The 25,280-nt window shown below is 61.1% G+C and carries 19 protein-coding genes, 4 tRNA genes and 1 pseudogene; 12 read left to right on the forward strand and 12 right to left on the reverse strand.

The window, feature by feature from the left end:
- Window positions 1-2: 2 nt before the first annotated feature.
- Entirely contained in the window at window positions 3-1,421 is a 1,419-nt protein-coding gene (gene leuC, locus L9059_RS19285; protein ID WP_247292531.1) for a 3-isopropylmalate dehydratase large subunit, read from the reverse strand.
- Between the two features lie 147 nt (window positions 1,422-1,568).
- On the opposite strand from leuC, the gene L9059_RS19290 reads away from it, so the two are divergent.
- The 10 genes and pseudogenes from L9059_RS19290 (at window position 1,569) to L9059_RS19335 (ending at window position 14,185) form a co-directional block, all read left to right on the forward strand.
- On the forward strand, window positions 1,569-2,459 hold the full coding sequence (locus L9059_RS19290; RefSeq protein WP_247292532.1) for a LysR family transcriptional regulator: 891 nt from the start codon (window positions 1,569-1,571) through the stop codon (window positions 2,457-2,459).
- A gap of 66 nt (window positions 2,460-2,525) precedes the next feature.
- Window positions 2,526-5,804 carry a PAS domain S-box protein gene (locus L9059_RS19295; protein WP_247292533.1) on the forward strand — a complete coding sequence of 1,093 codons (3,279 nt, stop codon included), beginning with the start codon at window positions 2,526-2,528 and terminating at the stop codon, window positions 5,802-5,804.
- Window positions 5,805-6,228: 424 nt separating this feature from the next.
- Window positions 6,229-7,692 (forward strand): PAAR domain-containing protein, encoded by a 1,464-nt coding sequence (locus L9059_RS19300; protein ID WP_247292534.1) that lies wholly within the window; start codon window positions 6,229-6,231, stop codon window positions 7,690-7,692.
- Window positions 7,689-8,306, forward strand: a complete 618-nt coding sequence (locus L9059_RS19305; RefSeq protein ID WP_247292535.1) for a hypothetical protein — start codon at window positions 7,689-7,691, stop codon at window positions 8,304-8,306. Before L9059_RS19300 ends, L9059_RS19305 begins: the two co-directional genes overlap by 4 nt.
- Before the next feature lie 138 nt (window positions 8,307-8,444).
- On the forward strand, window positions 8,445-9,068 hold the full coding sequence (locus tag L9059_RS19310) for a CDP-alcohol phosphatidyltransferase family protein (RefSeq protein WP_247292536.1): 624 nt from the start codon (window positions 8,445-8,447) through the stop codon (window positions 9,066-9,068).
- Window positions 9,069-9,078: 10 nt separating this feature from the next.
- Window positions 9,079-10,833 (forward strand): annotated as a pseudogene (locus L9059_RS19315) (bifunctional alpha/beta hydrolase/class I SAM-dependent methyltransferase).
- A complete protein-coding gene (locus L9059_RS19320) occupies window positions 10,833-12,176 on the forward strand; it encodes a phosphatase PAP2/dual specificity phosphatase family protein (protein WP_428480286.1) in 1,344 nt (447 codons plus the stop codon). The pseudogene L9059_RS19315 and the gene L9059_RS19320 overlap by 1 nt, the downstream one beginning before the upstream one ends.
- On the forward strand, window positions 12,166-12,621 hold the full coding sequence (locus tag L9059_RS19325) for a hypothetical protein (protein ID WP_247292538.1): 456 nt from the start codon (window positions 12,166-12,168) through the stop codon (window positions 12,619-12,621). The genes L9059_RS19320 and L9059_RS19325 overlap by 11 nt, the downstream gene beginning before the upstream one ends.
- Before the next feature lie 9 nt (window positions 12,622-12,630).
- Window positions 12,631-13,251, forward strand: a complete 621-nt coding sequence (locus L9059_RS19330) for a lysophospholipid acyltransferase family protein (RefSeq protein WP_247292539.1) — start codon at window positions 12,631-12,633, stop codon at window positions 13,249-13,251.
- A gap of 1 nt (window position 13,252) precedes the next feature.
- Window positions 13,253-14,185, forward strand: coding sequence for a phosphatidate cytidylyltransferase (locus L9059_RS19335; protein WP_247292540.1), 933 nt, complete (start codon window positions 13,253-13,255; stop codon window positions 14,183-14,185).
- A gap of 102 nt (window positions 14,186-14,287) precedes the next feature.
- On the opposite strand, the gene L9059_RS19340 is transcribed toward L9059_RS19335, so the two are convergent.
- The 10 genes from L9059_RS19340 to gltX all read right to left on the reverse strand — a co-directional run bounded on the left by L9059_RS19340 (window position 14,288) and on the right by gltX (window position 20,303).
- Window positions 14,288-14,734: an Hsp20 family protein gene (locus tag L9059_RS19340; protein ID WP_140893592.1), complete on the reverse strand. Its 447-nt coding sequence runs from the start codon at window positions 14,732-14,734 to the stop codon at window positions 14,288-14,290.
- 122 nt (window positions 14,735-14,856) lie between these two features.
- Window positions 14,857-15,816, reverse strand: a complete 960-nt coding sequence (locus tag L9059_RS19345) for a tRNA dihydrouridine synthase (RefSeq protein ID WP_128869422.1) — start codon at window positions 15,814-15,816, stop codon at window positions 14,857-14,859.
- 194 nt (window positions 15,817-16,010) lie between these two features.
- Window positions 16,011-16,460, reverse strand: a complete 450-nt coding sequence (locus L9059_RS19350; protein ID WP_247292541.1) for an acyl-CoA thioesterase — start codon at window positions 16,458-16,460, stop codon at window positions 16,011-16,013.
- 50 nt (window positions 16,461-16,510) lie between these two features.
- The gene (locus tag L9059_RS19355; protein ID WP_247292542.1) at window positions 16,511-17,344 is read right to left on the reverse strand and encodes an alpha/beta fold hydrolase; all 834 of its coding nucleotides are present in this window, start codon (window positions 17,342-17,344) and stop codon (window positions 16,511-16,513) included.
- A gap of 31 nt (window positions 17,345-17,375) precedes the next feature.
- Window positions 17,376-17,915, reverse strand: coding sequence for a TetR/AcrR family transcriptional regulator (locus L9059_RS19360; RefSeq protein WP_247292543.1), 540 nt, complete (start codon window positions 17,913-17,915; stop codon window positions 17,376-17,378).
- A 184-nt stretch (window positions 17,916-18,099) separates the two neighbouring features.
- Window positions 18,100-18,175: transfer RNA gene (locus L9059_RS19365), tRNA-Glu, on the reverse strand.
- A gap of 80 nt (window positions 18,176-18,255) precedes the next feature.
- Window positions 18,256-18,331: transfer RNA gene (locus tag L9059_RS19370), tRNA-Ala, on the reverse strand.
- A gap of 53 nt (window positions 18,332-18,384) precedes the next feature.
- Window positions 18,385-18,460, reverse strand: a tRNA-Glu gene (locus tag L9059_RS19375).
- 79 nt (window positions 18,461-18,539) lie between these two features.
- Window positions 18,540-18,615: transfer RNA gene (locus tag L9059_RS19380), tRNA-Ala, on the reverse strand.
- Window positions 18,616-18,821: 206 nt separating this feature from the next.
- Window positions 18,822-20,303, reverse strand: coding sequence for a glutamate--tRNA ligase (gene gltX, locus L9059_RS19385; protein ID WP_247292544.1), 1,482 nt, complete (start codon window positions 20,301-20,303; stop codon window positions 18,822-18,824).
- Between the two features lie 219 nt (window positions 20,304-20,522).
- Between gltX and L9059_RS19390 the strand changes: the two genes are divergently transcribed.
- Both L9059_RS19390 and L9059_RS19395 read left to right on the forward strand, forming a co-directional pair.
- Window positions 20,523-21,572, forward strand: coding sequence for an HlyD family secretion protein (locus L9059_RS19390; protein ID WP_247292545.1), 1,050 nt, complete (start codon window positions 20,523-20,525; stop codon window positions 21,570-21,572).
- Window positions 21,562-23,112: an MDR family MFS transporter gene (locus L9059_RS19395; protein ID WP_247292546.1), complete on the forward strand. Its 1,551-nt coding sequence runs from the start codon at window positions 21,562-21,564 to the stop codon at window positions 23,110-23,112. Before L9059_RS19390 ends, L9059_RS19395 begins: the two co-directional genes overlap by 11 nt.
- 139 nt (window positions 23,113-23,251) lie before the next feature.
- Here the strand turns inward: L9059_RS19395 and uvrB are convergent, their stop codons facing one another.
- Entirely contained in the window at window positions 23,252-25,267 is a 2,016-nt protein-coding gene (gene uvrB / locus L9059_RS19400; protein ID WP_247292547.1) for an excinuclease ABC subunit UvrB, read from the reverse strand.
- Window positions 25,268-25,280 lie beyond the last annotated feature (13 nt).

A 25,280-nucleotide genomic window follows, 5' to 3' on the forward strand; every position in this document is an offset into this window, starting at 1 on the left:
CTTTAGATCAATTCACGGACGTCGACAAAACGACCGTTTACTGCGGCGGCGGCGGCCATGGCCGGGCTCACCAGGTGGGTACGGCCACCGGCACCCTGACGGCCTTCGAAGTTGCGGTTGGAGGTCGATGCGCAATGCTCGCCAGACTCCAGGCGGTCCGGGTTCATCGCCAGGCACATCGAGCAACCAGGCTCACGCCATTCAAAACCGGCCTCAAGGAAGATCTTGTCCAGGCCTTCCGATTCAGCCTGTGCCTTCACCAGGCCAGAGCCCGGCACCACGATGGCCTGCTTGATGGTCGACGCTACTTTACGGCCCTTGGCGATCACGGCAGCGGCGCGCAAATCTTCGATTCGCGAGTTGGTGCAGGAGCCGATGAACACACGGTCCAACTGAATATCGGTGATCGCCTGATTGGCAGTCAAACCCATGTACTTCAAGGCGCGCTCGATGGAGCCACGCTTGACCAGGTCCGGCTCTTTAGCCGGGTCCGGCACGTTCTGATCTACGGCCAGGACCATCTCGGGCGAAGTGCCCCAGCTGACTTGTGGCTTGATCTGCGTGGCATCGAGCTCGACGACGGTGTCGAACTTGGCGTCCGCATCGGTCACCAGGTCTTTCCACGCTTCGACAGCCAAATCCCACTCCGCGCCTTTCGGGGCGAAGGGACGGCCCTTCACGTAAGCCACGGTTTTTTCATCCGCCGCCACCAGGCCCACCCGAGCGCCGGCCTCGATGGACATGTTGCAGATGGTCATGCGCCCTTCAACCGACAGGTCGCGGATCGCGCTGCCGGCGAACTCGATGGCGTGGCCATTACCGCCGGCCGTGCCGATCTTGCCGATCACGGCGAGCACGATGTCCTTGGCCGTCACGCCAAAAGGCAGTTTGCCTTCGACCAAGACCAACATATTCTTCATTTTTTTGGCAACCAGGCACTGGGTGGCGAGCACGTGCTCGACCTCAGAAGTGCCGATACCGTGAGCCAGGGCGCCGAATGCGCCATGGGTCGAGGTGTGGGAGTCGCCGCAGACCACGGTCATGCCCGGCAAGGTAGCGCCCTGCTCCGGGCCGATGACGTGGACGATGCCCTGGCGCACGTCGTTCATCTTGAATTCGATGATGCCGTATTCATCGCAGTTGTCGTCCAGGGTCTGGACTTGCAGGCGCGAGACTTGGTCGGCAATCGCTTCGATGCCGCCTTTACGCTCCGGCGTAGTCGGTACGTTGTGGTCCGGGGTCGCGATATTGGCATCGATGCGCCAAGGCTTGCGCCCAGCCAGACGCAGGCCTTCGAAGGCTTGCGGCGAGGTCACTTCATGGATGATGTGACGGTCGATGTAAATCAGCGCAGAACCATCGTCGCGCTGTTTGACCAAATGCGAATCCCAGAGCTTGTCGTAGAGCGTTTTGCCGGCCATCAGACGGTTTCCTCATCATTTGTTTCTATGCCCCGGGTTTTGAACGGCTCAATAACCCTTTGGCTTGTGAGGTCGATCCTAGGGGGTTACATTAAATAACTCAAATTCATATTTTTTATGCTTTGGATAACCAACTGGAATACTGAAATGGACCTGGCCAACCTTAATGCTTTTATCGCGATCGCAGAGACCGGGAGCTTCTCAGGCGCAGGCGAACGTCTGCACCTGACGCAACCGGCAATCAGCAAGCGCATCGCCGGGCTGGAGCAACAATTGAAAGTGCGCCTGTTCGATCGCCTGGGCCGGGAAGTCGGCCTGACGGAAGCCGGCCGCGCCCTGCTGCCGCGGGCTTACCAGATCCTCAACGTGCTGGACGATACCCGCCGCGCCCTGACCAATCTGACTGGCGAAGTAAGCGGCCGCCTGACCCTGGCCACCAGTCACCACATCGGTCTGCACCGTCTGCCGCCTTTACTGAGGGAGTTCACCCGACGATACCCACAGGTGGCACTGGATATTCAGTTCCTCGATTCGGAAGTGGCCTACGAGGAAATCCTCCACGGCCGCGCGGAACTGGCAGTGATCACCCTCGCCCCCGAGCCTCATTCCCTGGTCAAAGCCACCCCGGTGTGGGACGACCCGCTGGATTTCGTGGTCGCACCAGAGCATTCGCTGATCAGCAACGGCGCGGTCAGCCTCGCGGATATCGCCCTGCACCCGGCGGTGTTTCCCGGCGGCAACACCTTTACCCACCACATCGTCCAGCGCCTGTTCGAAGCCCAGGGGCTGACGCCGAACATCGCCATGAGCACCAACTACCTGGAAACCATTAAGATGATGGTATCCATTGGCCTGGCCTGGAGCGTGCTGCCGCGCACCATGCTTGATGAGCAGGTCGCGCGTATCCCTTTACCGGGCATACAGCTCACTCGCCAGCTAGGCTATATCCTGCACACAGAAAGGACGCTGTCGAACGCTGCACGGGCCTTCATGGCGTTGCTGGATGCACAAATCGATCAGCCAGGGACACAGGGCTAACTTGTGCTACTCCTATAGAGCCGCGAGACCCAGTGCCTAACGCCCTATTCAGTCTAAGGCTTGCCAATGCCGAAATCTGTTGACCGTATTCCGCCAATGCCGCGTATCCAGGCGCTTGACCCAAAACGGTCCGAGCAAAGCTGGGAAAACGCGCCACAGTTGCTGGCGGCCCTCAACGGTGCCCGCCTTGGCGCCTGGTATTGGGACATCGAGCGCGGGCAGATCAGTTGGTCTAGAGGCACCCAGGCGCTGTTTGGCTTCGACCCCCATGCGCCGCTGCCCGCCGACCTGGAATACCTCGACCTGCTGCCGCCGGAAGATCGGGCAAAAACCGTGCGTGCCTTCCATGCGGTGATCGCCGGTGCGCCGCTGGAACAGGCGATGCATCACCGTATTCGCTGGCCCGATGGCAGCCTGCACTGGCTGGAGATCAATGGCAGTCTGCTGCCGGACAAGGACGGACGCCCACGAATGATCGGAGTGATCCGCGAAATCACCCACCAGCGCCAGCGCGAACAGGCGCTGAGCAGCTCGGAGAAACGTTTCGCGACACTGTTTCACCTGTGCCCGAACATGGTGCTGCTGACCCGCCAGGACGACGGCCTGATCACCGAAGCCAACCAGTACTTTGAAAGCCTGTTCGGCTGGCCAGTGCAGGACGCCATTGGCCGTACCACCCTCGAGCTGGGCCTATGGGTGCATCCCGAGCAACGGGAGCGACTGGTCAAGGCCACCAAGGCCAAAGGTGAGCTGATCAGCATGGAGGTGCAGTTTCGCGCCAGCAACGGGCAGATCCACGATGGCATTCTCAGTGCGCAGAAGGTCGAACTCGAAGGCCAACCCTATCTGCTCAGCACCTTCCTCGACACCACCGAGCGCAAAGCCGCCGAGCATGCACTCAAAGACAGCCAGGAGCGCCTCGACCTGGCGCTGGATTCGGCGCAATTGGGTACCTGGGACTGGCACATCCCCAGCGGCATGCTCTATGGCTCGGCGCGCGCGGCGCAGTTGCACGGGCTGGAGGCAACTCCCTTCCACGAGTCCTTCGACGAGTTTTTCGAAGGCGTACCCGACGAAGAACGCGGCAGCATGCGCGACGCCTACCGCAGCCTGCGCGAGGGTCCGGCCGGCAACTATCAGTTGACCTACCGGGTGCAGCTGGCCGATGGCAGCTCCCGCTACCTGGAAAGCCGTGCACGGCTGTATCGCGACGAAAACGGCGCCCCGCTGCGCATGGCCGGCACCCTGCTCGACATCACTGATCAGGTGGAACGCGAGCAGCGACTGGTCGCATCTGAAGAGAAATTCGCGACCCTATTCCAGGTCAGCCCCGACCCGATTTGTGTCACTCGCCAGGACAGCGGCCAGTTCATCGAGATCAACTCCAGCTTCACCCAGACGTTTGGCTGGAGTGCAACCGATGTGATCGGTCGCAGCGCCGACGAAATCGGCCTATGGGACGCTTCGGCGAAAAGCTTGCACAGAATCGAACAGGTTATCCGCGAACAGGGCCTGAACAACGTCGCGATCCAGGTCCAGCACAAGGACGGACAGTCCCTGACCTGTGTGATCTCCAGCCGCCAGATCAATGTCAGCGACCAGCCCTGCGTGGTCACCACCCTGCGCGACATCACCCAGCAGCAACGCTCCGAAGCGGCACTCAAGGCCAGCGAAGAGAAGTTCGCCAAGGCGTTCCACTCAAGCCCCGACGCCATCACCATCACCGAACGCGACACTGGCCGCTATCTGGAAGTCAACGACGGCTTCTGCCGCCTGACCGGCTACCAGGCCGATGAAGTGGTCGGGCGCACGGTGTACCAGGTCGGCATCTGGGCCGAGGAGAAACAGCGCTCCTCGCTGCTGGCCGAACTGCAGCTCAATGGCCGGGTGCATCACCAGGAAATGCTCGGGCGCAACAAGTGCGGCGAGTTGCTCACCGTTGAAGTGTCAGTAGAACCCATCACCCTCAACGAAACCGCCTGCCTGCTGCTGACCGCTCGAGACGTCAGCCTGCTGAAAAACGCCGAAGCGCAGATTCGCCACCTGGCCTACCACGACCCACTGACGAACCTGCCCAACCGCGCTTTGCTGATGGACCGCCTGAGCCAGCAGATCGCCCTGCTCAAGCGCCACAACCTGCGCGGCGCCCTGCTGTTTCTCGACCTCGACCACTTCAAGCACATCAATGATTCCCTCGGCCATCCCGTGGGCGACACCGTGCTGAAAATCATCACTGCGCGGCTTGAGGCCAGCGTGCGCATGGAAGACACCGTGGCGCGCCTGGGGGGTGACGAGTTCGTGGTGCTGCTCAGCGGCCTGGAAGGTTCGCGCGACGACGTCAGCACTCAAGTGCGCAGCCTGGCCGACACCTTGCGCGAACTGCTGTCGGAGCCGATGTTCCTCGACGGCCAACGCCTGCAAGTCACGCCCAGCATCGGCATCGCGCTGATTCCCGACCACGGCTCGACCCCCACCGACCTGCTCAAGCGGGCTGACATCGCCCTGTACCGGGCCAAGGACTCAGGCCGCAATACCGCGCAGATGTACCACAACACCATGCAAAAGGCCGCCAGCGAGCGCCTGCGCATGGAAACCGACCTGCGCCTGGCCCTCTCGCGCAACGAGTTTCGCGTGCACTTCCAACCCCAGATCGACGCGCGGGACAACCGAATAGTCGGCGCCGAGGCCCTGGTGCGCTGGAACCACCCCGAACTGGGCGCCCAATCACCCAGCGAGTTCATCAAGGTGCTGGAGGACAGCGGGCTGATCCTGGAGGTCGGCAGCTGGATCATCGATGAAGCCTGTCGCGCATTTAAACACTTGATGGCCGAAGGTCTCATCGACCCGCTCGACTTCAGCCTGTGCGTCAACATCAGCCCGCGCCAGTTTCGCCAGAACGACTTCGTCGAACGGGTCGAGCACAGCCTCGCCAGTCATGGCCTGCCCTGCTCGCTGCTGAAACTGGAAATCACCGAAGGCATCGTCATCCAGAACCTGGAAGACACCATCAGCAAAATGTGCCGCCTGAAACAACTCGGCGTGAGCTTCGCCATGGATGATTTCGGCACCGGCTACTCATCCCTGACCTACCTCAAGCGGCTGCCGGTCGACACCCTGAAAATCGACCAGTCCTTCATCCGCGACGCCACCACCGACCCCAACGACGCCGAAATCATCCGCGCCATCGTCGCCATGGCCCGCAGCCTGGGGTTGAAGGTAATTGCCGAGGGGGTGGAAACGCTGGAGCAACTGGAGTTTCTCCAGGGGCTGGGGTGCCATTTCTACCAGGGGTATTTGCACAGTCGGCCGTTGCCGGTGGAAGAGTTCAAGAAACTCCTGAAATAGCGCGGCCGTTGCAGGGCGGCCCCGTCTACCCTGCCGGGCACGCTTCCCTGTGGGAGCGAGCCCGGCTTGCCGGCGAAGACGTCCCCACAGCCAACCTGTTCCTACAGATACACCACGGTCACTGTAGGAGCCGGCTTGCCGGCGAAGGCGCCCGACAGCCAACCCAACTATTGCGACCGTAACTCGCCACCAGTCCAGCAGCCGTAGCCCCCTCAAAAGCGGGCAAAGGTCGCCCCGCCAAGATTGAATCTCCATTTCCTACACGCTTCCAGGAAACGTCCGATTTACCTTCCCCCCCCCTTCACCGACCCTTCGCGCTGCACGTTGCCATGCCTCGATTCATTCCGGAGCCAGTGCAATTTGATCATTAGCCGGCGCCCCAGCGCGCCTCGCTCAAGTCGCCAGCAGACAAGGACCTCAATCAATGGCCATCGGGTATTACATTCGCCAAGGCGACAAGACCACCTGCGGCGGCACGGTGCTGGATGCCGAACCCTGCATCACGATGTTTGGCGAAAACCATGCCCGCGACGGGGATCGGGTTTCCTGCGGAATAACCGGTAAGACCTACGTGATCGCCGGCGGGATTTCGCATATGCGAACCAAGGGCCGGTTCTTGGCCGGTACGCTGGACAGCGTCAGCTCTTGCCCTTGCAGAGCCGAGTTGATCCCCTCACTAAAGACGGCCACTTACTCCTCCAGGGAGGCCGTTGCACCGCAAGGTACCCGTGCCGCCGCTCAGCCAGCCACTCCGGCATCCCGCAGCGATCCGACAGCACCACGCCCATCCAGCCATGCGCCGGCGCGAACGGCGCCCTCACCGTCTTTCAGTGAGCTGCCGGGGCTGGTCTGCCAGAACCTCTGGCGCGGGTATCAACAACGCGCCGAAGCCATAGTAGCGCCGGGCGGCGTACTGATCGCCGACCCCAAGGCGCGGAATCGCGCGATCAATGCCGCCTATGCGCAGTTGTGGCTTGAAGATCAGCGTTTTCAATGGGCCGGACTCGCTGCTTTCGCTTCCAAGCAGGTTGGCTGTGGACTGCTCCATGCGGCGGATTCGATCGAGAAGATCCAGGGCCAACATGAAGCGGGACTTCGCAGGGATGACGCGTTCGTAAAAAAGCTTTTGGGCTTGTTCAGCTGGGACAGTAAGCGTGAACAGCAGGCGAAAGCTCGGGACCTTGAGCAAGCGCAACGGGATTACGAACAAGCCCGCAGCAACAATCCGCTGCCTAGCGGTATCCGCCACAAGGGAGATTCGTTGTCGTTCGTGCAAAAGCAACTCCAGTTCGTGCACGACATGCTGGCGCTGGGTAATACCACGCTGTTTCTGGATGTGTTTCCGCTGCATGCGTTCTACAAGGAACGGGGGTTGTGGTCGCTCGAAAAATGCCTGCCTTCACGCAAGGATATTTATGGTCATGGGCAGCTTCCGGTGCTGTGGCCAGTCGAGCACGAAAAGCTGGCGTTCGGTATCAACTACAAGGAGATCCTGCAAGCCTTCGAGGCCATTGACGCAGGCAACATCGCCGATAGTGTTGTGCATCTGGCTTGGCACGAGCAGCGGAACATCCTGCAACCGTCGATGTACAGTGATCAATGGTTGGTAAAACTGCTATTCGGAAATCATCTCGCCTACGTCACCGACATTCCATCCGGCGCTGCCGCTGCCGTCGAATTGACACTCGCCAGCCAGTGTCTCCCCAGCGCGGACGGACGGACGGTAGGCTTTAGCAATGATTACGTCGCCAACTTGGCCGACATCGATCAGCGGATGCCTTTCGTTCTCAAGGCAGCGGCGCAGTTTGATGAGCTGCTGGGGCGCTCCGATCGCCATCTTATCGAACAGGCAATTCTGGACATTGCCTCAGGCCGGGGCGTGCGATGAGCTTGCTGCGACGCATAGGTTGGCGACGTGGGGTCTTGGTAATGGCCGTCGCGGCTTTACTCATCGTAGCAGCGATTCAGGCGCTATCGGACGACCCGGAAATTGCGCTGGTAATTGGCGAGCCTTGGGAAGACATGCGCCAGCGCTCCAGCGCGGCCATTGGTCCAGCCATTCCCGGGCACTACTGGGGACGCTTGCCTAAATCGGACGCCCGTCTCCGTTTCATAGATCCTCAGTACGGTTTCGTGACCCCTCTGGCCCGTTTTTTCACGGTCAGCTTCAACAAAGATGAGTCAGTCAGCAGTGTGTGGATGTCTCCGCAACTTGAGCCATTATTGCTCGACGATACACTCAAGATCGTGCTGGATTTGCAAGAGCAATGGCGTCAAACAGGCTGGGAACCGATCCGAGTCAACTACGATCCTCCCTTTGCCGATACCGCCCAATGGCGAGCCCGATTGCGGGATGTGAACAAAGGTGGCACCTCTTACTGGCAAGCGGGCAACCAGTATCAAGTGATGTTGGTAGTCAATCGTTTCAGAGACGATAAGCGCCCCAAAGAGGAGCGCTATCTTATAAAGCTGCAGCTTGCCACACCCTGGGTGAATCCTTGACCCTCACCTTGATGACGGACCCACCGCTTGCATCTCCTCAGTCAACCAAGCGAGCTCCCCCCAAGAACCCATCTACACTGAAAAATCGCCTCGCCCGAAACTCACCCCCACACTGTTTCCCCCTGAGATCCTAACGACGTGCCCAGCATCTACCAGATCAAACCGGCCTTTCAAAACCTCCTGCGACCATGGGTGCAACGACTGTTCAACCAGGGCACGACCGCCAACCAGATCACCCTGATAGCAGGCGCCGGCTCGGTGCTGGTCGGTGCGGTGATCGCCGGTTTCGTCCAGCACCCGTGGGTATTTTTGCTGGTGCCGGCCTGGATGATCCTGCGCATGGCGCTCAATGCCATCGATGGCATGCTCGCCCGGGAGTTCAACCAGCAGTCGCACCTGGGGGCCTACCTCAATGAGCTGTGCGATATCGCCGCCGACTGTGCGCTGATCCTGCCGTTTGCGCTGCTACCGGGCGTCAGCCTGTGGCTGGTGCTGCTGGTCGCCCTGCTCGCCTTGTTCAGCGAGTACAGTGGCGTGCTGGGGTCGATGGTCGGTGCTTCGCGGCGCTATGACGGGCCCATGGGCAAAAGTGATCGGGCTTTTGTGCTGGGGGTCGTGGCGATCGCTATCGCCCTGGGCTGGATCAGCGCGCTTTGGATCAATGCCGTGTTCGCGATCATCGCCGTGTTGTTGGTCTACACGCTGATCAACCGGGTCCGCCAGGGCCTCAAGGAAGTACAGGAAGACACCCCTTCAGCATAAGGACAGTGCAATGCGCGAAGCCCAACATCAGACGTTCACCACCCATGACGGCGTGGAATTGTTTTACCGCTACTGGCCAGGTACCACGGCCCCGGGCGAACCACGCCAGGCCGTGCTGTTGTTTCACCGCGGCCATGAACACTCGGGGCGCATTGCCCATCTGGTGGATGAACTGAATCTGCCCAACCATGATTTCTTTGCCTGGGACGCCCGCGGTCATGGCCTCTCGCCCGGTGCCCGTGGCGACAGCCCGGGTTTTGCCACCAGCGTGCGTGACGTGCAGACCTTCTGCGATCACCTGGGCGCGGCCTACGGTATCGATGAAGAAAATATCGCGATGGTTGCCCAGAGCGTCGGTGCGGTGATCGTGGCTACCTGGGTCCACGACTATGCGCCACGCATACGCGCCCTGGTGCTGGCGTCACCGGCGTTCAAGGTCAAGCTCTACGTGCCCTTCGCGCGTCAGGGCCTGGTGCTGATGCGCCGGTGGCGAGGCAACTTTTTCGTCAACAGCTACGTTTAAGCGCGTTTTCTCAGCCATGACCCGCAAAGGGTCGCCAGCTACGACAACGACCCGCTGATCACCAAGGCGATTTCGGTCAATGTCCTGCTCGGCCTCTACGACGCTGCCGAGCGAGTGGTGGCCGATGCCCAGGCCATCCAGGTGCCGACGCAGCTGTTGATCTCCGGTGCCGATTTCGTGGTACATCGCCGACCTCAGGAACAGTTTTTCGAGCGTCTCGGCAGCCTGCACAAGGAAAAACATGTGCTGCCGGGATTCTTCCACGACACCTTGGGTGAGCAACGGCGCGAAATCGCCGTCGCCAGCGTCCGTCGTTTTATCCTGCACAATTTCGAACAACCGGCTGCCCGCCCTTCCCTGCTGGCCGCCGACCGCCTGGGCCTGACCTGCGCCGAATCAGAATCATTGGCCGCGCCATTGCCCCGCAATTCCCTGCGTGACCTGTATTGGCGCATGACCCGCGCCGGCATGGGCCTCGGCAGCCGGCTGTCGTCCGGGCTCAAGCTGGGTTTCGACACCGGTTTCGACTCCGGCAGTACCCTGGACTACGTTTATCGCAACACGCCCACCGGCACGTCTGCCGTTGGCCGCCTGATCGATCGTAACTACCTGGACTCCATCGGCTGGCGTGGCATTCGCCAACGCAAGCTGCATGTCGAAGAACTGCTGCGCCTGGCCATGGCGCAATTGCGTGACCAGGGTCGCGAAGTGCGCATCGTCGACATCGCCGCCGGGCACGGGCGCTACATTCTGGAAGCCTTGCAGGGCATCGACCCGCTGCCCGAGTCGATCCTGTTGCGCGACTACAGCGACATCAACGTGCGCGACGGCGGTGCGCTGATCCGCGACAAAGGCCTGGAGGCCATCGCCCGATTCGTCAAGGGCGATGCCTTCGACCGCGCCGACCTCGCCGCACTCGAGCCCAAGCCGACCCTGGCGGTGGTGTCCGGCCTGTACGAGCTGTTCGCCGACAACCAGATGGTCAGTGGCTCGCTCGCCGGACTGGCCGACGCCGTGGAACCTGGTGGCTATCTGGTCTACACTGGCCAGCCCTGGCACCCGCAGCTGGAACTGATCGCCCGCGCCTTGACCAGTCACCGTGAAGGCCAGGCCTGGGTCATGCGCCGGCGTACCCAGGCGGAAATGGACCAACTCGTAGCCGCCGCCGGCTTTCGCAAGATCGGCATGCGGGTCGATGAATGGGGCATTTTCAGCGTATCCCTGGCGCAACGGGTGCAATGATGCCCCTGAACGCCCCATCCGCACGCGAACCGGGCCTGTTGAAACCGGCACTGCTCTGGCTGTTGCTGTTGGCCCCGCTGTTCTTCGCCACCTACGGCTTCGCCACCTGGGTCACTACCCAACGGGACGATGTCGCCAGCCTGGTGTTCGACTGGGAAACCCGGATGCCGTTCTGGGCCTGGAGCATCGTCCCGTACTGGTCCATCGACCTGCTCTACGGCCTATCGCTGTTGCTGCCCGCCAGTCGCCTGGAACTCAGGCGCCATGCCCTGCGCCTGATCACCGCCCAGTTGATCGCGGTCAGTTGTTTCCTGATCTGGCCATTGCGCTTCACCTTTGCCCGGCCCGAACTGGACGGCGTGTTCGGCTGGCTGTTCGAGGTCCTGGCCGGTTTCGACAAGCCGTTCAATCAGGCGCCCTCCCTGCACATCGCGCTGCTGGTGGTGTTATGGAGTTGCTACCAGCGGCACTTGCAGGGCCTGTGGCGCGGGTTGATGCATGGCTGGTTCATCCTGATCGGGGCGTCGGTGCTGACCACTTACCAGCACCATTTCGTCGACCTGCCCACCGGTGCGCTGCTCGGCTGGCTGTGCGTCTGGCTGTGGCCACTGGAGGGTCCCGGCCCTCTGCACGGTGCTAGCCTGACGGTGAATAGAAAACGCTGGCAACTGGCGCTGTATTACAGCTTGGGTGCCGCCGCCTTCACGATCCCGGCCTTTTCGTTGAGGGGCGCGTGGCTGTGGTTGATCTGGCCAGCGGTGGCCTTGCTGCTGGTAGCGCTCAATTACGCCGTGCTGGATGCTCGCGGTTTCCAGAAACGCGCCGATGGACGCCTGTCCCCCGCGGCACGCTGGCTGCTGGCACCCTACCTGGCGGCGGCGTGGCTCAACTCGCGCCTGTGGACCCGCCACCACCCGCAGCCCGACAGGGTGCTCGATGACGTCTGTCTCGGACGCCTGCCAGGCCGACAGGAACTGCAGCACTCGCCCTTTCGGGCAGTACTCGACCTGTGTGCAGAGCTGTCGTTGAACGCGGATTCGGTCACTTACCGCTCGCTGCCGGTACTGGACCTGACGGTACCCACCGCCGCGCAATGCCAGGCAGCGGCCGAGGCGATCGAAAGCCTGCGCCAGCAAGGTCCGCTGCTGGTCTGCTGCGCCCTGGGCTACTCACGCAGTGCCATCGCTGTCGCCGCGTGGCTGCTGCACAGCGGCAGGGCCGCCAGTGTCGATGACGCCATCGCGCTGATTCAGCGTGCACGTCCGGGGATCGTCCTGAGCACTGCGCATCGCCAGGTGCTGCAACAGTTACCCATGATCACGGAGCAGGTCTGTGTCCACTGATATGCAGCTGCAAACGACCGCCAGCCTATTGCGCCGTGGCGATTCGCTGGACCGACTGTCCAGCGGGCTCACGCTGCTGGGGGCCCTGCTCGGCCTGGGCCAATATGTCGTGGCCAGCCCGGGAACCTGGGGGTTGACCTGCAGCGGTGCACTGCTGGTGCTGGGCCTGTGGCAAAAATACTGGGCACTGCGGGTCGCGTTCGATGCCGATCTGTTCCAGCACCTGGCCGCCCGTGCACAAGACCTTCCCGAACGCACCCAGGCCCTGGACCATGCGCTGACGGCGCTGGGCCTGCAGCCCGCCGACCGTGGCGACCGTCCCTGGAACGAACGTATCTCTGGCGCTCTGACGTTGTTACGCCGCCAGGCATTGCTGGTGGCGGCACAAGTGCTGCTGACCCTGGTTTTCATTGTGGCCGGCCCTTGGCTGACCTTTGCTGGATAAGGAGTTTTCATGCTCGCAACCGCGGTTGCCACCCTCATCATCTCGGGCGCCCGCCTGCTCACCGGCGCCCGCAGCCTGTGGCTCGGCTGTGCGCCGCAGGCGGTGCAGCGCATCTACTTCGCCAACCACAGCAGCCATGGCGACTTCGTGTTGTTGTGGGCTTCCTTGCCGCCCACCTTGCGCCGTATCACCCGGCCGGTGGCCGGCGCCGATTACTGGCTCAAAAGCCCGCTGCGCCGCTACATCATCAACCGGGTGTTCAATGGCGTAATGATCGACCGTGAACGCAAGGAGAGCGACTACAACCCCTTGCAACCGATGCTCGATGCCCTGGAAAACGGCGATTCGCTGATCATTTTCCCTGAAGGCACGCGCAACCCCGAGGACGGCCTGCTGCCGTTCAAGAGCGGGCTGTACCACCTGGCACAAGCCTATCCCCAGGCTCAATTGATCCCGGTGTGGATCGCCAACCTCAACCGCGTCATGCCCAAAGGCCGCGTCCTGCCGCTGCCGCTGTTATGCACCATCAGCTTTGGCGCCGCCCTGGCCCTTGGCGAAGAAGAAACCAAGGCGCAATTTCTCGAACGCAGCCGCGACGCGCTGTTGAGCCTGGCCGAGGAGCAAGCCTGACATGGACAGACAAACCCTGATGTTGTTTGGCGCGATTGGCGCGTTTCTGCTGCTGGCCTCGGTGATCGGTTTCATGCTCAAGCGGCGCGCTGGCGGCACGGCGAACCCGGTGATCGACAACCTCAACGCCCGGATCAACGCCTGGTGGGTCATGGTGCTGGTGATCGGAATCGCCTTCTGGCTCGGCACCACGGCGGTGATCCTGTTGTTCTACACCGTGTCGTTCTACGCCCTGCGCGAATTCATGACCCTCACGCCGACCCGCCGCAGCGACTACCCGGCACTGGTGGCGGCGTTCTACCTGGCACTGCCGCTGCAGTACCTGCTCATCTACTACGACTGGTACGGGCTGTTCTCGATCTTCATTCCGGTGTACGTGTTCCTGCTGCTGCCGATCCTCGCGTCCCTGGGCGGCGACAGCACGCACTTTCTCGAACGCGCCTCGAAAGTCCAATGGGGCCTGATGATCGCGGTGTTCTGTGTGTCCCACGTGCCCGCCCTGCTGACCCTCGATATCGCCGGTTATGAGGGGCGAAACCTGCTGTTGATCGCTTACCTGGTGATCGTGGTGCAGATGTCGGATGTACTGCAGTACGTCTGCGGAAAACTGTTCGGCAAACGCAAGATCGCCCCCAACCTGTCGCCGTCCAAGACGGTGGAAGGCTTTGTCGGTGGCATCCTCCTGGCGTCGCTGATCGGTTGTGCCTTGTGGTGGATCACGCCGTTCAATCCCTGGCAGTCACTGCTCATCGCCCTGCTGATCAACCTGCTGGGGTTCGCCGGCGGTATTGTGATGTCGGCAATCAAGCGCGACCGCGGCGTGAAGGATTGGGGGCACATGATCGAAGGCCACGGCGGCATGCTCGACCGCCTGGATTCGGTGTGTTTTGCGGCGCCGATCTTCTTTCACCTGGTCCGGTATGGGTGGACCTGATTCATCCAATCCGGCCCCGCAAAAAAAGACCCCAACCAAAGTCGGGGTCTTTTTGCTTCAGCCGGCAGCGTCGTACTCAGACGACCCTGCGCGGGGTCCGACTCAATGCTGCAGAGCCGGTTTTTGCGTCCCGTTGATCGGGATGCGCTTGGCTTTCGCCTCTTCCGGAATCACCCGCAACAGGTCGATGCTCAACAGCCCGTTGCTCAGGCCGGCGGCCTTGATTTCGATATGGTCCGCCAGACGGAAGGACAGTTTGAAGGCCCGCTGGGCGATGCCCTGGTACAGATAAGTGACATCTTCGTTCGCGTCACGTTTGCCGCCACTGATGGTCAGCACACCTTTTTCCACTTGCAGCTCCAGGTCTTCTTCCTGGAAGCCGGCGGCGGCCACGACGATGCGGTATTGGTCGTCGCCGTGTTTTTCCACGTTGTAGGGTGGGTAGGTGCTGCCTGGTTCGTTGCGCAGGGCGGTTTCGAACAGGTCGTTGAAACGGTCGAAGCCCACCGAGGAACGGAACAGTGGTGCCATGGAAAATGCAGTACTCATGATTCAAATCTCCTGAAAACAGATCAGCAAGTTTTTTTGTCTCCGCGACCCGAATTCGGCATCGCGTAATTCCAAAATAGGGACCGCTGACTGGTTTTCAAGAGGGTATTTTCAGATTTTTTTCAGGCCGCTTCGGCCACCTGCAGCCCCAGTAAACGCGAGACCTGGTCCAGTTCGGTTTCGCGACGCAGGACAGTGAACAGCTCCACCGCTTCGGGATAATTGCGGGTCAGCATCGCCAGCCACTGCTTCAAGCGACCCGGCGATTGCCGCGCGGTCATCTGCGCCTTGGCCTGCAGCCAGAAGTCCTGGATCAGCGGGAGCAGTTCGGCCCAGGTCATCTCGACCACTTCCTCACCGGCGCGCGCGGCAGCGATTTGCCGGGCCAGATCGGGGCGCGAGACCAGGCCGCGACCGAGCATGATGTCTTCCACACCGCTGATTTCGCGGCAACGGCGCCAGTCCTCGACGCTCCAGATATCGCCATTGGCAAACACCGGCACCTTGACCACGTCCTGCACCCGCGGGATCCACTCCCAATGGGCCGGCGGCTTGTAGCCATCGGTCTTGGTCCGCGCATGCACCACAATGTGCGCCGCGCCACCTTCAGCCAGCGCCGTGGCGCAGACCAGGGCACCGTCCGGGCTGTCAAAACCTAGGCGCATCTTGGCGGTCACCGGGATGTGCGCCGGTACCGCGCGACGCACGTGTTCGACGATCTCGTTGAGCAGTTCCGGTTCCTTGAGCAATACCGCACCGCCACGGGACTTGTTGACGGTCTTGGCCGGGCAGCCGAAGTTCAGGTCGATGACCTCGGAACCGAGCTCGCAGGCCAGCGCGGCGTTTTCCGCCAGGCACACCGGATCGGACCCGAGCAACTGCACCCGCAGCGGCACGCCGGACGCAGTGCGGGCGCCGGTCAGCAGTTCAGGGCCGAACTTGTGGTAATAGGCAGGCGTGAGCAGCTGGTCATTGATCCGGATGAACTCGGTCACGCACCAATCGATACCCCCCACACGGGTCAGCACGTCCCGCAGGATGTTGTCGACCAACCCCTCCATGGGCGCCAAAGCAATTTGCATGAAAAACACACTCTACGAAAACCGTGCGGCAGTTTACTGGATTGCGCGGGAAATCTGCAGAACATCGCAGATCCCCTGTAGGAGCGAGCTTGCTCGCGATGGTCGTCATCGATAACGCGTCAAGCCTGACGCTCCGCAGCGCTCTCAGGTTTTTCGTCGGAGCGCCGCCCGGAGCAAGCTCGCTCCTACAGTGATTAGATTTTGGTTGTATCCAACACCTGTAATGCCGGGCCGTAACCCTCGATAAACTCCACCGGCATGCGCTTGGGCCTGCCGGTGGACAGTTCGATGCAGACGAAGGTGGTCTGCGCCCGCAGCAGCGTGGTGTTGTCGCTGGGGCGCTTCAACTGGAAGTGCCGGGTCATTTTCAGGCGCTGGTCCCAATCGACGATCCAGGTCGCCAATTGCAGCTCATCATCTTCATAGGCGGCCGCCAGGTAATCGATCTCGTGCCGCACCACCGCCATCGCCCGATCCAGCCGCCGATACTCGACCAGGTCCAGGCCGAGCCGCTGGGAGTGGCGCCAGGCGCAGCGTTCGAGCCAGGTCACATACACCGCGTTATTGGCGTGACCCAGCCCGTCGATGTCCTCGGCGCCCACTTGCAGATCAATGATAAACGGCGTTGCCCGATCCCAGCCCATGCCCCACTCCCCCGGTCAGATGATGTCGACCGGGGCAGTGTAACGGATGCTCAGGCCGATTGGCGCGATTGCAGGCTACGACCGGACAGCAGTGACAGCACGCCATCGATCACCCGGGGATCGGCCAGCACCCGTTGATGACCGCCCTCTTCCAGGCGCAACAGAAGGCTGTCGAACCAGGCTTCGTGGATCAGCTGGGATTCCTTGACCGAGACTAAGTTGTCGTCTTCGGCATGCACGATCAAGCCGGGCATGTCGAGCTGATAGTGCGCGACATCCAGCGTCGCGGCACGCATGCCGACGTCTCGCTCGACCTGACGGATGAACGCCGAACGGGCTTTGGGCGGCAGCCGCACGTAACGCGCGAAGCCGCGCAGCACCCCGAGGATGCGTGCCGGGGCAGCGATGGTCACCAAGGTTTCGGTACGCAGGCCCAACTGCACGGCGAGCATGGCACTGGCGCCGCCCATGGAGTGGCCGATGACCGCCTGCAGGGGCGGCAACTCGGCAGCCGCCTCGAGCATCGCCCGGGCGAACAGCACCACATTCGCTTCATTGCCTGGCGAGCGTCCGTGGGCGGGACCGTCCAGCGCCACCACGGTATAACCGGCATCGACCAGCGCGGTGATCAGGCTGGCGAACTGCGTCGGCCGGCCTTCCCAACCGTGCATCAGCAACACCGCCGGGCCCTGCCCCCAACGCAAGGCCGAGAGGCCGAAGCGCAAGGTGATCCGTTCGGATTTGGCCAACAGCGGCAATTCCCAGTCACGCGGCGGCAGGTCCCGCGGCGTCATGAACGCCAGTCGCATTTTGCTCGCGACCAGTTGTGGTGCGAACCAGCCCAAGGTGCCATTAACGCCACGAACCCACTTTAACCCGCTCATCGCTCTCACTCCCCAGGCTCAGACCTTCAGGTCATAGCACCGCCGATTTGGCGGCGCGCAACAGTCGATCGGATAACTCTCCCGGCCCCAGCGCCCGCGCCAGTGCCAGCCCCCCCACCATCAAGGCCATATCAGCCAGGGCCTTGTCGGTTTCTTCAGGGCTGGCCGCCAACTGGGCGACCATCATTTCCACGTGCTCATTCAAGGCCACTCGAAATTCGTCCGGCAGCCGCCCTAACTCGCCGACAGATGCCGGGATAGGGCAAGCAGACTCAGAGGAATCACGGTGTTTGCGCGACAGGTAGAACGCAGCCACCAGGGCGCGGCGCTCTTCGCCGGTCAATTGGGCATCCATCTCGGCGATCAGGCCACGACGGTGACCCAGCAACTGCTTGAACGCTTCCAGCATCATTGCGTCCTTGCTTTCGAAGTGCGCGTAGAAGCCGCCGACCGTCAGGCCGGCAGCGCCCATCACTTCGCCCACGCTCGGTTCGGCCGGGCCGCGCTGAATCAGCGCTGCACTGGCGGCCTTGAGAATGCGTTCGCGGGTTTGAGCTTTTTTATCGTTCATCGTTGCCTCCGAATATTACGACTAGAATATTATACTCATAATAATTTTCCGCAAGTCGTGTATGTGACCGCTGGTCTGAAGATCAGTTTGAGGTAGAGAGGGGGATTTGGCCAAACGCCAGACAAACAAAAGGGCCATTCAATAATTGAATGACCCTTATAAAATCCCGCAGAGCGGGTAATCGTGGCGTCCCCTAGGGGACTCGAACCCCTGTTACCGCCGTGAAAGGGCGGTGTCCTAGGCCACTAGACGAAGGGGACGCAAAACCTTCTATACAACTGATCAGTGCTGAGTGCTGATCAATTCAAGGCCGGTGTGGCCAGACCTCGAACTGTAAAATTGGTGGAGCTTAGCGGGATCGAACCGCTGACCTCCTGCATGCCATGCAGGCGCTCTCCCAGCTGAGCTAAAGCCCCGGATTTTTCGCCTCGCGGCGGAGTGACATCTTGCAACATCACTTCTGTAAAACTGGCGTCCCCTAGGGGACTCGAACCCCTGTTACCGCCGTGAAAGGGCGGTGTCCTAGGCCACTAGACGAAGGGGACGTAAACCCTTCTATACAACAGATCAACGCTGAGTGTTGATCGCTTCAAGGCCGGTGTGGCCAGACCCTGAAGTGTAAATTGGTGGAGCTAGACGGGATCGAACCGTCGACCTCTTGCATGCCATGCAAGCGCTCTCCCAGCTGAGCTATAGCCCCTCATCGCTGAGGACGGGGCGAATCTTAATGGCGGATCGAAAGGCTGTCAAACTTATTTTTAAAATATTTCAAAGTTTTTTGCCGACATAACAATCACTTACCGCCCTTCCCTCGAAAAGCCGGGGACTTGGGAAAGAACGCAGGCCCGTAGGAGCTGCCAATCGCTGCCCGAGCCTTCGGCAGCTCCTACGCAGGATCAAACAACCTCAGGCGATATTGCCCAGGAGCTTTTCCCACTCCTTGTTTTCCTTCTTCGACACACCACCGAGCAGATCAATGGCCTGGCGCAGACGGAAACGGGTCAGGTCCGGGCCGAGAATCTCCATCGCGTCCAGCACCGAGACCGAACTGGCTTGCCCGGTGATCGCGGCGAACATCAGCGGCATGGCGTCACGCAGTTTCAACTCCAGGGATTCGACCACCGCCTGGATCGTCGCAGTAATGCTGTCCTTCTCCCACTGACGCAGGCTTTCGAGCTTCCACAAAATCAACTGCATCAACTGACGCACCTGATCGCCCGACAGCTTCTTGGACTCGAACAGCTTCGCGTCTGGATTCACGCCACCGGCGAAGAAGAACCCGGCCAGCGGTGCGACCTGGCTGAAGGTTTCCACCCGGCCCTGCACGTGCGGTGCGATCTTCATCATGTATTCAGGGTTCAGTGCCCAGGTCTGAAGGCGCGAGGCGAACTCTTCCACCGGCAGGTCACGCAACCATTGGCCGTTGAGCCACGACAGCTTCTCGATATCGAAGATCGGCCCGCCCAGGGAGACGCGCTTGAGATCGAAGTTGTCGACCATTTCCTGCAGCGAGAACTTCTCGCGCTCATCCGGCATGGACCAACCCATGCGCCCCAGGTAGTTGAGCATCGCCTCGGGCATGAAACCCATGCGCTCGTAGAACGTGACCGAGGTCGGGTTCTTGCGCTTGGACAGCTTGCTCTTGTCCGGGTTACGCAGCAGCGGCATGTAGCACAGTTCCGGCTGTTCCCAGCCGAAGTACTCGTAAAGCAGGATCAGTTTCGGCGCCGATGGCAGCCATTCTTCGCCACGCAGTACGTGGGTGATGCCCATCAGGTGATCGTCGACCACGTTGGCCAGGAAGTAGGTCGGCAGGCCGTCGGTCTTCATCAGCACCTGCATGTCCATGCGGTCCCACGGGATCTCGACATCGCCACGCAACATGTCGGGCACCACGCACACGCCTTCGCTCGGCACTTTCATGCGGATAACATGCGGCTCGCCAGCAGCCAGGCGACGGGCCACTTCTTCGGCAGGCAACAGCAGCGCACGACCATCGTACCGCGGGGTTTCGCCGCGAGCCTGTTGTTCGGCGCGCATCTGGTCCAGCTCTTCGGCGGTGCAGAAGCACGGGAAGGCGTGGCCCATTTCCACCAACTGCTGGCAGTACTTCTGGTAGATCTCGCCACGCTCGCTCTGCCTGTAAGGACCGTGCGGGCCGCCAACGTCCGGGCCTTCGCTCCAGTCGATACCCAACCAGCGCAGGGCGTCGAAAATCTGCTGTTCGGATTCGCGGGTCGAACGCAGTTGGTCGGTGTCTTCGATCCGCAGGATGAACTCACCGCCGTGCTGCTTGGCAAAGCAGTAGTTGAACAATGCGATGTAAGCGGTACCTACGTGGGGATCCCCGGTAGGCGATGGCGCGATGCGAGTGCGGACGGTGGTCATGGCAAGTCTCGAAATAAAGATAAAACAAAGGGCGAATGGTAACAGGCGACACCGGCCCGGCTCCAGTGAGCAGGGCATTTAAGCCAAGTTTGCGTCTACAACGCGCTTCGCACCCGGTGAATGGCCGAATATCAACGGTCGGCATTTACCGTTTATCGGCTGTATGCCAGATTTGTCTGCTGATACCTTTCCTTACAATTTCTCGACTACAGTCTGCCCATGCCTGCCCAACTCAAGCGTCGCCTGTTTATTTTCCTGTTGCTCGTCCTGCTCATCGCCGGGGGATTCTTTGCTCACTGGTTTTTCAAAGGGCGCTTTTACGAAAGCACCGACAACGCGTATGTGCAGGGCGAGATCACCCGCGTGTCGAGCCAGCTCGGCGCTCGCATCGATCAGGTTTTGGTGCAGGACAACCAGCACGTTGAAAAAGGCCAGTTGCTGGTCAAACTCGAAGGTGATGATTTCCACCTGGCCGTCGACCGCGCCAACGCCGCCCTCGCGACCCGCCAGGCCGAGCGCCTGCAAGCCCAGAGCAAACTCACGCAACAGGCCAGCCTGATTGCCGCCAGCGAGGCGCAGGTAGCCTCCAGCCAGGCCAGCCTCAACCGCTCGCAAATCGATTTGTCCCGCGCCGAAACTTTGCGCAAACCCGGCTACGTCTCAGAAGAACGGGTAACCACCCTCTCGGCCGACAACCATATTGCCCGCTCGCAAGTGACCAAGGCCCAGGCGGACGCCCAGAGCCAGCGCCAGCAAGTGAACTCCCTGAACGCCGAAATCAAGCGCCTCGATGCAATGATTGCCAATGCACGGACCGACCTGGCCCAGGCCGAGCTGAACCTGACCCGCAGCGAAATACACGCCCCCATCAGCGGCTTAATCGGTCAGCGCGCCGCGCGCAACGGCCAGTACGTTCAGGTCGGCGCGTACCTGCTGTCGATCGTGCCGGACCAGGACATCTGGATTCAGGCCAACTTCAAGGAAACCCAGATCGGCCATATGCAGGCAGGACAAAAAGCCGAGCTGACCTTCGACGCCTACAGCGATACGCCGATCGAAGCGCGGGTCGACAGCCTGTTTGCCGCTTCCGGGGCGCAATTCAGCTTGCTGCCACCGGACAATGCCACAGGCAACTTCACCAAAGTCGTACAACGAATCCCGGTAAAACTGACCTTCGCCGCGGACAATCCGCTGCACGGCAAGATTCGTCCGGGGATGTCGGTCACCGCCAAAGTGAACATCAAAGACGCCCCTGACGATGGCCGGTGATCAACTGATCCGCCCCGTCGGTGAGCCGACCCGGCGGGACTGGATCGCGGTAATGAGTGTGATGCTCGGCGCCTTCATGGCCGTGCTCGACATCCAGATCACCAACTCGTCGCTCAAGGATATCCAGGGCGCGCTCTCGGCAACCCTGGAAGAAGGCTCGTGGATATCCACCTCCTACCTGGTCGCGGAAATCATCATGATTCCGCTGACGGCGTGGCTGGTGCAACTGCTGTCGGCTCGCCGCCTGGCGGTCTGGGTCTCGCTGGGGTTCCTGGCGGCCTCGCTGCTGTGCTCCATGGCCTGGAGCCTGGAAAGCATGATTGTGTTCCGTGCCTTGCAGGGCTTCACCGGCGGCGCACTGATTCCACTCGCGTTCACCCTGACCCTGATCAAACTGCCTGAACACCATCGCGCCAAGGGCATGGCCATGTTCGCCATGACCGCCACCTTCGCGCCCTCCATTGGCCCGACGCTGGGCGGCTGGCTGACGGAGAACTGGGGCTGGGAATACATTTTCTACATCAACATCCCGCCTGGCCTGATCATGATCGCCGGCCTGATGTACGGCCTGGAGAAAAAGGAGGCGCATTGGGAGCTGCTCAAGAGCACCGACTACATGGGCATCCTAACCCTGGGCGTCGGCCTTGGCTGCCTGCAGGTTTTTCTTGAAGAAGGCCACCGCAAGGACTGGCTGGAGTCGAGCCTGATCGTGAGCCTGGGCAGCATCGCGCTGATCAGCCTGATCACCTTTGTGATCGTGCAGGTGTCCAAGCCCAACCCGCTGATCAACCTGGGCATCCTGCGCAATCGCAACTTTGGCCTGTCGAGCATATCCAGCCTGGGCATGGGGGTGGGGTTGTATGGGTCGATTTATTTGCTGCCGCTGTACCTGGCGCAGATACAGAATTACAACGCCCTGCAAATCGGTGAAGTGATCATGTGGATGGGCGTGCCCCAGCTGTTTCTGATCCCGCTGGTGCCGAAACTGATGAAGTACATTTCACCGAAATGGCTGTGCACTTTGGGTTTCGGGCTGTTCGGGTTGGCGAGCTTTTCATCGGGGGTATTAAACCCGGATTTTGCCGGGCCGCAGTTCAATCAGATCCAGATCATTCGTGCCTTGGGCCAGCCGCTGATCATGGTCACCATTTCACTGATCGCCACCGCCTACATCCTGCCCCAGGATGCCGGGTCGGCGTCGAGCCTGTTCAACATCCTGCGCAACCTGGGCGGCGCGATTGGCATCGCCCTCCTCGCCACACTGCTGGATGCGCGAACCAAGACCTACTTCGATTATTTGCGCGAGGCGATCGTGCCGACCAACCCGCAGGTGGCGGAGCGCATGGCGTCGATGACCGATAGGTTTGGCAGCGAGACAGCGGCCTTGGGCAAGTTGAGCGACATTGCGCATCAGCAGGCTTCGATCATGGCCTACAACGACGCGTTTCACTTTGTCGGGATTGCGCTGGGGATCAGCATGATTGCAGTGTTGCTGACCAAGGCGTTGCCGGCGGGGTTGAAGGCTGGGGAGGCGCATTGATTTTGTAGCGATGCGACGAGCGCCATCGCGGGCAAGCCCGGCTCCCACAGGTTTTGGGGTAGCCATAGGTCTGCATGCAGTGCAAATCCTGTGGGAGCCGGGCTTGCCCGCGATGGGGCCGGCCCTGGCTGCACAAGTTTCAGGCGGTGATCAGGCGCTCGCGCAACTTGCCAATCTCATCGCGCATCTGCGCCGCTGCTTCGAACTCAAGATCCCGCGCCAAGGCGTACATTTTCTCTTCCAGGGCCTTGATGCGCTTGGCGACTTCGCCCGGTGAGCGCAGCTCGGCTTCGTACTTGGCGCTTTCCTCGGCTGCCTTTGCCATACCCTTGCGCTTCTTGCTGCGCGAGCCAGGCACGGTGGCACCTTCCATGATATCGGCGACGTCCTTGAACACCCCCTTGGGCGTGATGCCGTTGGCCAGGTTGAAGGCGATCTGCTTGTCCCGGCGCCGCTCGGTCTCACCGATCGCCCGCTCCATGGAACCGGTGATGCGGTCCGCATACAGGATCGCCCGACCGTTGAGGTTACGCGCCGCCCGGCCGATGGTCTGGATCAATGACCGCTCGGAACGCAGGAAGCCTTCCTTGTCAGCATCGAGAATTGCCACCAGGGAGACTTCCGGCATGTCCAGGCCTTCGCGCAGCAGGTTGATCCCCACCAGCACATCGAAGGTACCCAGGCGCAGGTCGCGGATGATTTCCACGCGTTCCACCGTGTCGATATCCGAGTGCAGATAACGAACACGCACACCATGGTCGGCCAAGTAGTCAGTCAAGTCCTCGGACATACGCTTGGTCAAGGTGGTGACCAGCACCCGCTCTTCCAGCGCGACACGCTTAGAGATTTCCGAAAGCAAATCGTCGACCTGGGTCAGCGCCGGGCGAATCTCGATCTGCGGGTCCACCAGGCCCGTCGGTCGCACCAGTTGCTCGACCACCCGACCCGCATGCTCCGCCTCATAGTTGCCAGGCGTTGCGGAGACGAAGATAGTTTGCGGGCTGATGTGTTCGAACTCGTCGAAGCGCATTGGCCGGTTATCCAGGGCCGACGGCAGGCGGAAGCCGTATTCGACCAGGGTTTCCTTGCGCGAGCGGTCGCCCTTATACATCGCGCCGACCTGCGGCACGCTGACATGGGACTCGTCGATCACCAGCAAGGCGTCGGCCGGCAGGTAATCGAACAAAGTCGGTGGTGCCTCGCCGGAGGCTCGCCCGGACAGGTAGCGCGAGTAGTTTTCGATGCCGTTGCAGTAGCCCAGCTCGAGAATCATCTCCAGGTCGAAACGCGTGCGCTGCTCCAGACGCTGGGCTTCCACCAGCTTGTTGTTGGAGCGCAGATAGTCCAGGCGCTCCTGCAACTCGACCTTGATCCCCTCGATGGCGCCGAGCAGGGTTTCGCGCGGAGTCACGTAGTGGCTCTTGGGGTAGAAAGTAAATCGCGGCAGCTGGCGGGTCACTTCGCCGGTCAGTGGATCGAACGCAGAAATGCGCTCGACCTCGTCATCGAACAGCTCGATGCGGATCGCTTCAAAATCCGATTCCGCCGGATGGATATCAATCACATCGCCGCGGACCCTGAACGTCGCCCGGGCGAAATCCATGTCGTTGCGGGTGTACTGCAGATCTGCCAGGCGGCGCAGCAAGGCGCGCTGATCGAGCTTGTCGCCGCGATCCACGTGCAACACCATCTTTAGATAGGTTTCCGGGCTGCCCAGGCCGTAGATGCACGACACCGTGGTGACGATAATCGCGTCCTTGCGCTCAAGCAGGGCCTTAGTCGCCGACAGTCGCATCTGCTCGATGTGATCGTTGATCGACGCGTCCTTCTCGATGAAGGTGTCCGAAGACGGCACATAGGCTTCGGGCTGGTAGTAGTCGTAGTAGGAAACGAAATACTCGACAGCGTTGTTGGGAAAAAACGCCTTGAATTCGCCATACAACTGCGCGGCCAGGGTTTTGTTCGGTGCCAGCACCAGGGTTGGACGCTGAACCTGGGCGATGACGTTGGCAATACTGAAGGTCTTGCCCGAGCCGGTCACACCGAGCAAAGTCTGGTGGGCCAGCCCGGCCTCGATGCCCTCGACCATCAGGCGGATGGCTTCCGGCTGATCGCCGGCGGGCTCGAAGCGGGTGACTAGCTGAAATTCAGACATGCATACCTCTGGG

This window comes from Pseudomonas violetae, from assembly GCF_023072615.1.
Classification (GTDB): domain Bacteria; phylum Pseudomonadota; class Gammaproteobacteria; order Pseudomonadales; family Pseudomonadaceae; genus Aquipseudomonas; species Aquipseudomonas violetae.

Excerpts from the sequence above, each read along its gene's own strand:
- L9059_RS19340 (WP_140893592.1), bottom strand. The coding sequence starts at position 14,734 with ATGAGTACTGCATTTTCCATGGCACCACTGTTCCGTTCCTCGGTGGGC.
- gltX (WP_247292544.1), bottom strand. The coding sequence starts at position 20,303 with ATGACCACCGTCCGCACTCGCATCGCGCCATCGCCTACCGGGGATCCC.
- L9059_RS19305 (WP_247292535.1), top strand. The coding sequence starts at position 7,689 with ATGAGCTTGCTGCGACGCATAGGTTGGCGACGTGGGGTCTTGGTAATG.
- L9059_RS19345 (WP_128869422.1), bottom strand. The coding sequence starts at position 15,816 with ATGCAAATTGCTTTGGCGCCCATGGAGGGGTTGGTCGACAACATCCTG.
- L9059_RS19290 (WP_247292532.1), top strand. The coding sequence starts at position 1,569 with ATGGACCTGGCCAACCTTAATGCTTTTATCGCGATCGCAGAGACCGGG.
- L9059_RS19320 (WP_428480286.1), top strand. The coding sequence starts at position 10,833 with ATGCCCCTGAACGCCCCATCCGCACGCGAACCGGGCCTGTTGAAACCG.
- L9059_RS19300 (WP_247292534.1), top strand. The coding sequence starts at position 6,229 with ATGGCCATCGGGTATTACATTCGCCAAGGCGACAAGACCACCTGCGGC.
- L9059_RS19350 (WP_247292541.1), bottom strand. The coding sequence starts at position 16,460 with ATGGGCTGGGATCGGGCAACGCCGTTTATCATTGATCTGCAAGTGGGC.
- L9059_RS19295 (WP_247292533.1), top strand. The coding sequence starts at position 2,526 with ATGCCGAAATCTGTTGACCGTATTCCGCCAATGCCGCGTATCCAGGCG.
- leuC (WP_247292531.1), bottom strand. The coding sequence starts at position 1,421 with ATGGCCGGCAAAACGCTCTACGACAAGCTCTGGGATTCGCATTTGGTC.
- L9059_RS19395 (WP_247292546.1), top strand. The coding sequence starts at position 21,562 with ATGGCCGGTGATCAACTGATCCGCCCCGTCGGTGAGCCGACCCGGCGG.
- L9059_RS19330 (WP_247292539.1), top strand. The coding sequence starts at position 12,631 with ATGCTCGCAACCGCGGTTGCCACCCTCATCATCTCGGGCGCCCGCCTG.
- L9059_RS19360 (WP_247292543.1), bottom strand. The coding sequence starts at position 17,915 with ATGAACGATAAAAAAGCTCAAACCCGCGAACGCATTCTCAAGGCCGCC.
- L9059_RS19335 (WP_247292540.1), top strand. The coding sequence starts at position 13,253 with ATGGACAGACAAACCCTGATGTTGTTTGGCGCGATTGGCGCGTTTCTG.
- L9059_RS19355 (WP_247292542.1), bottom strand. The coding sequence starts at position 17,344 with ATGAGCGGGTTAAAGTGGGTTCGTGGCGTTAATGGCACCTTGGGCTGG.
- L9059_RS19390 (WP_247292545.1), top strand. The coding sequence starts at position 20,523 with ATGCCTGCCCAACTCAAGCGTCGCCTGTTTATTTTCCTGTTGCTCGTC.
- uvrB (WP_247292547.1), bottom strand. The coding sequence starts at position 25,267 with ATGTCTGAATTTCAGCTAGTCACCCGCTTCGAGCCCGCCGGCGATCAG.